The organism is Aquabacterium sp. (genome assembly GCF_049274795.1).
In the GTDB taxonomy this organism is placed as follows: domain Bacteria; phylum Pseudomonadota; class Gammaproteobacteria; order Burkholderiales; family Burkholderiaceae_C; genus Aquabacterium.
Genome location: NZ_JBASTH010000037.1, coordinates 78,584 through 86,995, shown reverse-complemented (window position 1 = coordinate 86,995; position 8,412 = coordinate 78,584). Strand labels below are relative to the sequence as shown.

General features: G+C 63.5%; 12 protein-coding genes and 1 pseudogene. 6 read left to right on the top strand and 7 right to left on the bottom strand.

Annotation, left to right across the window (positions count from 1 at the left end; translation table 11 throughout):
* Nucleotides 1-1,007: IS3 family transposase (locus WAQ08_RS05950; RefSeq protein WP_422189953.1), on the bottom strand; the 1,007-nt coding region annotated here is incomplete at its 3' end.
* A gap of 185 nt (nt 1,008-1,192) precedes the next feature.
* Between WAQ08_RS05950 and WAQ08_RS05945 the strand changes: the two are divergent.
* The 4 genes and pseudogenes from WAQ08_RS05945 to WAQ08_RS05930 all read left to right on the top strand — a co-directional run.
* Nucleotides 1,193-1,417, top strand: a pseudogene (locus WAQ08_RS05945) (chromate transporter); the annotation flags it as partial.
* Between the two features lie 219 nt (nt 1,418-1,636).
* A complete protein-coding gene (locus WAQ08_RS05940) occupies nt 1,637-1,798 on the top strand; it encodes a hypothetical protein (protein ID WP_422189951.1) in 162 nt (53 codons plus the stop codon).
* Between the two features lie 161 nt (nt 1,799-1,959).
* Nucleotides 1,960-3,213, top strand: coding sequence for an SGNH/GDSL hydrolase family protein (locus WAQ08_RS05935; protein ID WP_422189949.1), 1,254 nt, complete (start codon nt 1,960-1,962; stop codon nt 3,211-3,213).
* Between the two features lie 50 nt (nt 3,214-3,263).
* Nucleotides 3,264-3,473, top strand: a complete 210-nt coding sequence (locus WAQ08_RS05930) for a ribosome modulation factor (RefSeq protein ID WP_422189947.1) — start codon at nt 3,264-3,266, stop codon at nt 3,471-3,473.
* Nucleotides 3,474-3,494: 21 nt separating this feature from the next.
* On the opposite strand, the gene WAQ08_RS05925 is transcribed toward WAQ08_RS05930, so the two are convergent.
* Nucleotides 3,495-3,869 (bottom strand): hypothetical protein, encoded by a 375-nt coding sequence (locus WAQ08_RS05925; RefSeq protein WP_422189945.1) that lies wholly within the window; start codon nt 3,867-3,869, stop codon nt 3,495-3,497.
* Nucleotides 3,870-4,133: 264 nt separating this feature from the next.
* On the opposite strand from WAQ08_RS05925, the gene WAQ08_RS05920 reads away from it, so the two are divergent.
* Both WAQ08_RS05920 and WAQ08_RS05915 read left to right on the top strand, forming a co-directional pair.
* Nucleotides 4,134-4,568, top strand: a complete 435-nt coding sequence (locus WAQ08_RS05920) for a hypothetical protein (RefSeq protein WP_422189943.1) — start codon at nt 4,134-4,136, stop codon at nt 4,566-4,568.
* Between the two features lie 19 nt (nt 4,569-4,587).
* Complete coding sequence (locus WAQ08_RS05915; RefSeq protein ID WP_422189941.1) at nt 4,588-4,770, top strand: hypothetical protein; 183 nt, start codon at nt 4,588-4,590, stop codon at nt 4,768-4,770.
* Here the strand turns inward: WAQ08_RS05915 and WAQ08_RS05910 are convergent, their stop codons facing one another.
* The 5 genes from WAQ08_RS05910 to WAQ08_RS05890 all read right to left on the bottom strand — a co-directional run bounded on the left by WAQ08_RS05910 (nt 4,771) and on the right by WAQ08_RS05890 (nt 8,404).
* The gene (locus WAQ08_RS05910) at nt 4,771-6,033 is read right to left on the bottom strand and encodes a hypothetical protein (RefSeq protein ID WP_422189939.1); all 1,263 of its coding nucleotides are present in this window, start codon (nt 6,031-6,033) and stop codon (nt 4,771-4,773) included. It lies immediately after the preceding gene.
* Between the two features lie 130 nt (nt 6,034-6,163).
* A complete protein-coding gene (locus tag WAQ08_RS05905) occupies nt 6,164-6,328 on the bottom strand; it encodes a hypothetical protein (RefSeq protein ID WP_422189937.1) in 165 nt (54 codons plus the stop codon).
* Nucleotides 6,328-6,843, bottom strand: coding sequence for a hypothetical protein (locus tag WAQ08_RS05900; RefSeq protein WP_422189935.1), 516 nt, complete (start codon nt 6,841-6,843; stop codon nt 6,328-6,330). Before WAQ08_RS05900 ends, WAQ08_RS05905 begins: the two co-directional genes overlap by 1 nt.
* On the bottom strand, nt 6,840-7,547 hold the full coding sequence (locus WAQ08_RS05895) for an endolysin (protein ID WP_422189933.1): 708 nt from the start codon (nt 7,545-7,547) through the stop codon (nt 6,840-6,842). The genes WAQ08_RS05900 and WAQ08_RS05895 overlap by 4 nt, the downstream gene beginning before the upstream one ends.
* Nucleotides 7,547-8,404: a hypothetical protein gene (locus WAQ08_RS05890; RefSeq protein WP_422189931.1), complete on the bottom strand. Its 858-nt coding sequence runs from the start codon at nt 8,402-8,404 to the stop codon at nt 7,547-7,549. The genes WAQ08_RS05895 and WAQ08_RS05890 overlap by 1 nt, the downstream gene beginning before the upstream one ends.
* Nucleotides 8,405-8,412 lie beyond the last annotated feature (8 nt).

The following is an 8,412-nucleotide window of genomic DNA, read 5'->3' as shown; positions in this document are numbered from 1 at the left end:
CAGCGTTGCTCGTACTGCATCGGGCTGAGATAGCTCAACGTGGAATGCAGCCGCTTGTGATTGTAAAAGCCCAGCCAGTCGACGACCGCATCCATGGCTTCTCGTCGGGTGGCGAACTTGTGGCCATGCAGGCGTGCCGTCTTGAGTCGGCCCCACAGGCTCTCAGTGGGCGCGTTGTCCCAGCAATTGCCTTTGCGGCTCATTGACGAACGCATGCCCCAAGCGGCCAGCGCCCCCTGGAAGTCATGGCTGCAGTACTGACTGACCCTGTCGCTGTGCAAGATCAGGCCAGGGGCTGGCCGACGACGGAAGCTGGCCATCGTCAACGCGTCCTTGACCAGGCTGGCCTGCATGCGCGGCTTCATGCTCCAGCCCACCACCTGCCTGCTGAACAGATCGATGACGACTGCAAGGTACAGCCAGCCCTCGTCTGTGGCGATGTAGGTGATGTCCCCGCTCCAAAGCAAGTTGGGCGCCTCGGGCGTGAAGCGCCGCTGCACCAGATCAGGCGCCACCGGCAGGCTGTGCCTGCTGTCGGTTGTCACCACGAACTTACGTTTGGTCCTGGCCCGGATGCCGTGACGCTGCATCAGACGTTGCACCCGATCTTTGCCAACCCGAATGCCACGCGCCAGCAGTTCCTTGTGCATGCGTGACCAGCCATACTCGCCCTTGACCTCGGCGTGAATGCCGCGCATGTGCGCCAGAAACGCTTCGTCGCTGTGCCGCTTTGGACCAGCACTGCCGTCCTGGCACGACGCGCCACGGCGTTGCCATTCGAAGTACCCACTGGCACTGTGATCTCCAGTACCCGGCAGATCACGCTGACGGGCCAACGGCCCTTCACTTGCTCGATCCAGGCGTACCCCGCAGCGTATCCTGCGCGAAGTACGCCGCCGCTTTTTTGCGATATCGCGCTCCATGCGAAGCTGGGCGTTCTCCGCTCGCAGGCGGGCCAACTCCATCTGCTCGGGCGTGTATCGCGCTCGAACTTGCTTGTCTGTCATTTCCGTGCTCCTACGTCTATTTGAACAGGAGCTAAGAACTACGTTTTACAGGGGCAACCTCACTCTGCTCAAGCGACCTGACAAAGCCATTGGCCGGTTCTACGAACACGATGAGATCATTGATGAGGTCAATGGCAACTGACGAACCTCCGCCTGTCAAGATGGGTTCGCCGGACGCATACAAGCGTCCCGGGCTAGTGGCGTTTATTGATGGCGTCACTGCCGCCGCAGTAGGCGCCATTTCGGGCGCGGTAGTCGTCCTGGCCAAAAGATCATTGATTGACGTGCCCACCGTGCTTTTTGCCGTAGGTGTCGCAGTCGTCCTGTGGCGCTGGAAGAAACTGCAGGAGCCGTGGATCATCCTGGCCGCCGCAGCCCTTGGGTTGATGCTCTATCCACTGCGGCACTAGGCCTCAGTGCTTGTGGCCATGGTGGATGTCAGGCACGTGGGCATGGCGATGCCTGATCTCTTGATGCTGGTGTGGATGGCTGTGAGCCCCTGACGGCATGGGATCATGCACATGGTCGTGATGGCCGTCGTCGTGGGTATGGGCATGTTCATGCTCAAGCGGCTCATGACGGTGCTCGTGTTCATGTGACTCGGCCAACCCCTACTACTGGTATCAGTGATGCCTCAAGACATTCAAACCAAGATCGTCAGCGCGGTGGCTGGCGTGCTCATCGGCTGGGTGGGGCAGTCCCTGGACCTGTCGTCTCGTGTCGATGCCATCGAGGCCAGCCAGGCGCGCATTGAGGCGCGCCTGGACCATCTCATCGGGGGCAAGAAGTGAGGGGCGGATGGTTGCCTGGTGGCAATGAAGTGCTGCGCGAAACCGTGATCATCCTCGCGGGCGCAGCGGTCGCGGCGGCGCTGATGTACCTGGCGCCGGCTAAATACAAACAATGGATTAAGGATGCGTGGAAATGACGCAAAAATCCCGAGCGCACCCTGGTGGGTGCATTCGAAGATGGTGAGTTGGTGGGTCTGCAAGGCCAGGATTTTGACGATGACCTGATCAAGATCCCGCGCCGGCAGGCGCGAAGCAACATTGGCACGCGCATCCTGATGCAGCGCTGCGCGGCAAGCGCCACGCTGCTGGGCGCCACCTCGCACGTCATGATGCGACTCGCTCAGAAGTTTGACGCGGTGCGCCTGGTGGTATTCAACCCGTGCGCCAGCGCTGTAACCGCCATGAAAGCCTCCGTGTCAGCGGGGGGTAGTACAGCGGCGCCGCTGAACTCGGGGGGCGCCTGGAAGGGTGTGACCTGGGCCGGTGGTGCGGGCACTGTGAACCTGCCGCTAACGGCTGATGCTCAGAACCCCTCCATCACGCTCTCTGATTGGATTGACGTTGAGGGCGACGATTCGCGCCTGCTGTCGGTGCGCATCTATGTGCCGGCCGGTGGCAACGTCGAACACCCGATTCATTCGGCGTCGGTGGTTGCTGCCAACATGGAAAACTACCCTGATCGGGAGTGGATCATGAAAAACCAGGTGGGGGACTTCGTGGGCGCCCCGGCTGGAATGAATTCAGCGGGTTCCATCAACGTGGGCATGGTGGCCGGCGTGCAGTACATGGCCCGGGGTGAGGTGTTATCGGTGTTCGGCTTTGGCGACTCCATCATGCAAGGCTTTGGCTCTGCCTCCGGTGTCGATAGTCACGCGCTCAAGGGCGTGGCGTCGGTGGCCGGAGAAACAGGTGCAGCCATAGAGTTTGCCAACATGGGATGGCAGAGCCAGACCACGGCGCAGACCTTGGCGCGGTTGTCGGCGGCTGTGCCATTGCTCAAGCCGCACGCGGTCATCTACGCTGCATTCAGTCCGAACGATGGAGATCCTGACGCGGCAAAAGCAGCGGCGCAAAAGGCGCGCCTGGCGCGGGCACGTGCAGCGTGCGCTGATGTTGGGGCAACCCTGGTGCCGGTCACGGGTCTGCCGGTGAACGTCTCGGCTGTCGCGTCGAAGTACAGCGATGGGGCCGACGATATGCGCAAGAGCGTCAACGACGTGGTGCGCGCGCTGGACAACGCGGTGGATATCGATGTGGAGGTGGCTGATACCACCAGACCAGGCAAGGCGTCCCGCTTCCGAACGGTGGCGGCAGGTTTCCCGGTTGACTACACCACCGATTTCCTTCATCCGACCGATGCCGGATACGCGGCCGGGGCGCCAAAAATAGCAAGAGCGCTGCGGAAACTCTTGTAGGCATCGCCCTACAGTTGTGGCAACATCCGATCACAAATTAAGGGGTCGCCATGTTGAGAGCGATAGGGAACGGTTTAAATCGGATTTTCGGGGGCAAGCCTGCGGAGCAAGTGACCGGGGTAAGGCTCACGCCCTATGAAACTGGCCATGAGGCCGGCATCAATGGTACGAACGAGCCAAATCCATACGATCCAAGCGATGCGCGTCACGCACCCTGGCAGGCTGGATACGATGAAGGCCGGGAGGCCTGGGTTCTGTGATTCTGTAGTTGGCTGGTCTGATCACCAGCCATTGCCTGAACGCGGCGGCTGCTGCCTTGTCTTAGGGGTCGTGATGGATTCGTGCACCGGCCGGCGTGCCTGGCCAGGCACGCCCGGGTCGTTCAAGGCCTCGAAATCGCCGATGGCGTGCAGCCTGGCTATGGCCGTCTCAAGCATCCGGACCTCAGCCCGCAGCGCCGCCACCAGGCCGCGCTGCAGGTTGGCGTCTTCGTAGATGTGCTCGACCTGATGTGAGCGGCCGGACGGCGTTTCCCACCACAGGGCCAGCAGCGCCGCGCGTGGTGCGCGGCCTGACTTGAGCCAGTTCCTGATGGTCCGGGGGATGACCCCAAGGAACTGCGCTGCGGTGACCGGGTTAAGGGCCAGTTGGTCCATCAGCGTTCTCAGTGGTGGGAGGGCTCGCGGGGACTGCGAGAAGAAAGGGAGGGCCTGCTTTTTCTTCATGCAGCGTCATCGGCTGTAATCAGGCCAAAGCGAACCCGGCAGAGCCCTTGAAAAGCCGTCCCAGCAGGCCCTTGATGCGGCGAGCAAAACGGCGCAGTAAATTTCCACAATGTATATTATGTCAACTTGTCTTGCGCTGGCTTGTTGGCTTCTTTTCAGAGGATCTAGCCCCCGCCGCCTCCCCAGCATGGCCCCATGCTGAACAGACTGCCAAAACACACGGCCAGCATCAACGACATGCTCGCCGATATAGGGAGGCCCACCCCCAAAGCCGCCGCCAAGGCGCTGGGGGTCTCTGAGGCCACGTTGCGACGCTACCTCAAGCACGGCGCCCCACGGCCCGTGCTGCTCGCGCTGTACTGGCTCACGGCAAACGGCCGCCAGGATCTGGACGACGAGTTGCACTACCGCGCCAGCTTTGCGACCGCGCACGTAGGCGTGCTACAGACCGAGGTGCGCAAGCTGCGCGCGACCATCGATCTGCTGCACACCATGGGCGATTTCGGCAGCGCCAACGATCCTGGCTTGCCTGGCCAGGTGCGCCGCGCACCACGGCCGCTTTATCACAACGACCCGCAGCAGCCCCCAGCGCCGTCACCCCGGCCGCGCTGGATCGGCGGCGGCTGGTGACGACAACCACAGGGACACCATGATCAACGCTATCCTGCGCGCGCTCAAGCGCCTGCGCACGCCGACTCCCGCAACCCCCTACGAGGCCGGCCGCAGAGCCTACAGTACGCCCGGCAGCAAGAACCCGCACCCAGCAGGCTCACACGAGCACGCCGAGTTTGAACGCGGCATGGATGACGCCTGGGCCGATGCCCAAATCTGATCAGCGCCCCAGCGCCTCGCGCACCAGGCGCATCACGCCCGTGTGATAGCTTAGGTTGCCGTGCACGCTGTCCGCCAAGCCATCGTTGTACTCAGCCTTGAGTGCACCCGTTGAGTCGTACAGGCTGGCCAGGTCCACCGTCACGACGTAGTCGGACAGATCAGCCAGACGGGCATTGAGGGACTTCGTGGCCTCGGTGGCGAACGGCCCGGTTGACAGCACCACAGGCGTGATACCCCGCTGGACCAACCAATCCAGCGTGAAGTGCAACTCGGCATGTTCCTGATCGCGCTGCGCCGTGGTGAATGCCTCGATATTGTTCGACCACAGATGCAGGGCCGCAAAGCGCGGCTTGCGCAGCGCACAGGCGAATCGCAACTGACGCAGCGAATCCACCAGGCGCATGCCGGCATCGGAGACGTTGAACACGTTCATGGGCCTGCCGGTGGCCAGCAGCGCCGTCTGCAACTGCACAGGCCAGCCGCAATACGATCCCGGCGTGTTGACGCCCTGATCGAGCGAGTCGCCCCCGACAACCATGTCGTCCACGTCATGCGCGTATGTGACGATCAGGCCATACACCGCCACGGGTCCGCCAAAGTCCAGCAGGCTGGAATCGTTGGTGTCGATGCCAGCCGCCGCCGATGCGAAGCTGTAGGCCGCGAGCTTGGCCCCGCCGTTGACGCTGTTGGCGTTGTAGGCCGCGCCATCGGTTCCCGGGCCAGCATTGAGCAACACGGAGTTGTCAGGCACATGCGCGCGGATGCGGTACACGCCAGGCGCCCCCACCTCATCAGTTCGCGCCACAGGCACGATACCCACGGGGTCCGCCACCACCAAGCCCGGCAACACACGGCTGCTGCCCTGCACAGCCACCGGCAGCACGACCGAGGCCGAACCCCCGAACGTCAAAGCCTTGCCTGCAGCGAACAGAGCCGCCCCTTGCGTGGTCATCAGCGCACTCGGGCTGGCGATCTTGGCTGCATTTAGCGTCAGCGTGGCGGCCGTGTTCATGTTTGCGAACACGACCTGCACAGCGATTGGCCGGCCAGGGATGGCGAAAGCCACATCACAGATGCGGCCCACGCCTGTGCCGGCGCCGACGCTGGCACCGCCTACGCGGCCCACGGGTCGAAAGAAGGCCGTACGGGTGCGCGGCGCGGTGCTGATCAGCTTCCACTCATCAGGGTCTTGCCCCTGCACCCCCATCAGCTCGCCGTCCCTCCAAATGCCGATGAGCGGCGCGCGATTCTTGGTTGTCATTTCCAAGCGTCCTTAAGCCATTGTTTGTAGGATGCCGGGGCCATGCGTAGCAACAGCGCAGCCAGGGCCGCGCCAACCACCAGGATGACGGCATGCCGTGCGATTTCACCGCCCAAAGGCATCCAGCCCTTCATTTGCGAGCCTCTTTGATGAGCGTGGCCAACGCCTGCTCAATGCGGGCCTGTGTTTTCTCGATGGCATCGACGCGCGGCGACAGTGCCAGCGACTGACCAACCCAGCCGATGAGCACGCCCGCAGCCACGCTGACGATCTTGGTTTGAATGTCTTGAGGCATCACTGATACCAGTAGTAGGGGTTTGTTGAGACGTTGCCGCTGGCGTAGCCACTGAAGGATGGGCCGCCCAGCATCGAACCGCTGTAGTCGCGCCCGCCCGTGATGAAGTCCACTACCTGCTGCTGGGTGTTGGGCACAGAGGTGTTCACGCTGATGCCCAGTTCACGCAGCACGTAATCAGGCGGCGGGTTTCCGCTGCCGGAGCCCGCAGGCATACCCAGGGCCGTCACGTAGGCCGCAGCAGCCCCCCAGCGCGAGGCCTGGTAGCTGCCAACGTTGTCGATGATCCAGCGCACCTGGGCCGGATTGCTGATGGTCTGATTTGCACTCGGCAGGCCGAAGACATCGCCGATGGCGCTCACGCCTGTGGCCAGGCCATCGCCGGCCGCCTGCGCGGCATTGCCCACAGCGCCCACGACCGAGCCGACCGCCTTGACACCCTTGTAGGCCAGATACAGACCCACGCCCACCGCCGCGAGCGTCAGCACGTTCATGAGTTCATCGCGCTTGATCATGCAAGGTAGCCCCCTGCCGCCTGGTATGCGGCCATCAGTTCGGCCTGCTTGCGCTGCGGCTGGCCGCTGTCGCCGCCTGGCAGGCTGGCCCATTCGTTGCGGCACAGGCGGATGGCTGACACGATGTCGCCGGCTTCGACGGCCTGCAGCGCGCCGCGCCGCTTGGTCAGGAAGACCGCCGCCGCGTCCTGGCTGGCCGGGCTGAAATCCGTCAGGCTCAATGCCCGCTGACACTCAAGCCACGTGCCCTTGCGGATCTGATAGGCGCCGGCCGCCGTGCTGACCTTGCCGACGTAGGCCGGGCCCAAGCTGCTGATGTCCTCGCCACGCCATTCGCCCGTGATGGCCGGATGGTCAGCGAAGGATTGAATGGTGTAGCGGTAGCCATAACAGACTCGGTAGGGGTCACCGCGCTGGTCGGTGCCTTCCGCCTTCTTGATCATGGCCAGCCAGGCACGCACGTTGGGACTTTGCACAGAGGCCTCCACCTGGGATTGCTCCACGCTGGCAGCAGCCAGCGCGAATGGGTTGTAGTAGTTCGATTCGGCCAGCCAGCCGGCGCCCAGCGAGAGCCAGCCGCCCTCACCTTCGGCCGCGCCTTCGTCTAGCGCCTGCGCCTGCGCTTGCGTGGCCGCGTCGCTGGCCAGCTTGAGCCCGTACAGGCCCATGCCCAGCGACAGCAGGAGCAAGGCGGCGCGCCTCATCACTCTTCCGCCCACGCGATGTCAACTGCCGGGCGCTTGGTGGTGGCCGAGCCGCCATCGTTGCGCATCCACACAACCAAGGCTTCAGCCGGCCCCAGACCAATGCCCATGGCTTCGGCGTCGATGATGAGTTCAGCAGGCACACCGCCAGCTCGCGCAACGCTTCGGACCACCAACTCATGCGCCACCGCAGCGGTGTAGCCCTCCACGGCATTCCAGCCGTCGTCGGCCACGCCATGCTGCGACGACACCAGCGCCTGCGAGAAGCTGGCCGCCTGGCCAGCAGCGGCCACCGGCATAGCCTGACCAGCCGGCGCCGCCGTGTAGCCCTTGACCTTGTACAGCGATACGATGGCATTGGGCCCGGCCGCCACTTCGGGCGGCACCGCGACGCTCACGGTCTTGATGCGCGCCCGGCGCGTGGCCGCCACCGGCATCGACAGCCGGCAGAGCAACACGCCATTGGCGGCGAGGTTGCTGCCGTACAGTCCCTGCAGCAGGTAGGACAGTCCGCCTGCTGCGTCCTGCACCCGCTGGGGCCGCGTGAGCACTGCACTGGCGCGTAGCTGCGCATCCGTGAGCGGCCCAGTGACCGGCACCGTGTTCGTGATGGCCACCGAGCCGGTGAGCGGTGCAGCACGGTTTCCGCCGCTGTTGGCGCCGATCATAATCGTGATGGTCTGAGCCGTGGCACCGTTGGTAATCGCAAACCCGGTGTACTTCTTGTTCTCGACATAGATGCCTTCGCGCACATCTTCCAACAGATCCCCGCTGCTACCGTATTCGAATTCCAATGCCACTTTGGCCAGGTCGAATGAGCACTTATAGAGTTCAAAGTAGCTTCCGCCGATCTGCATCGTGCGGA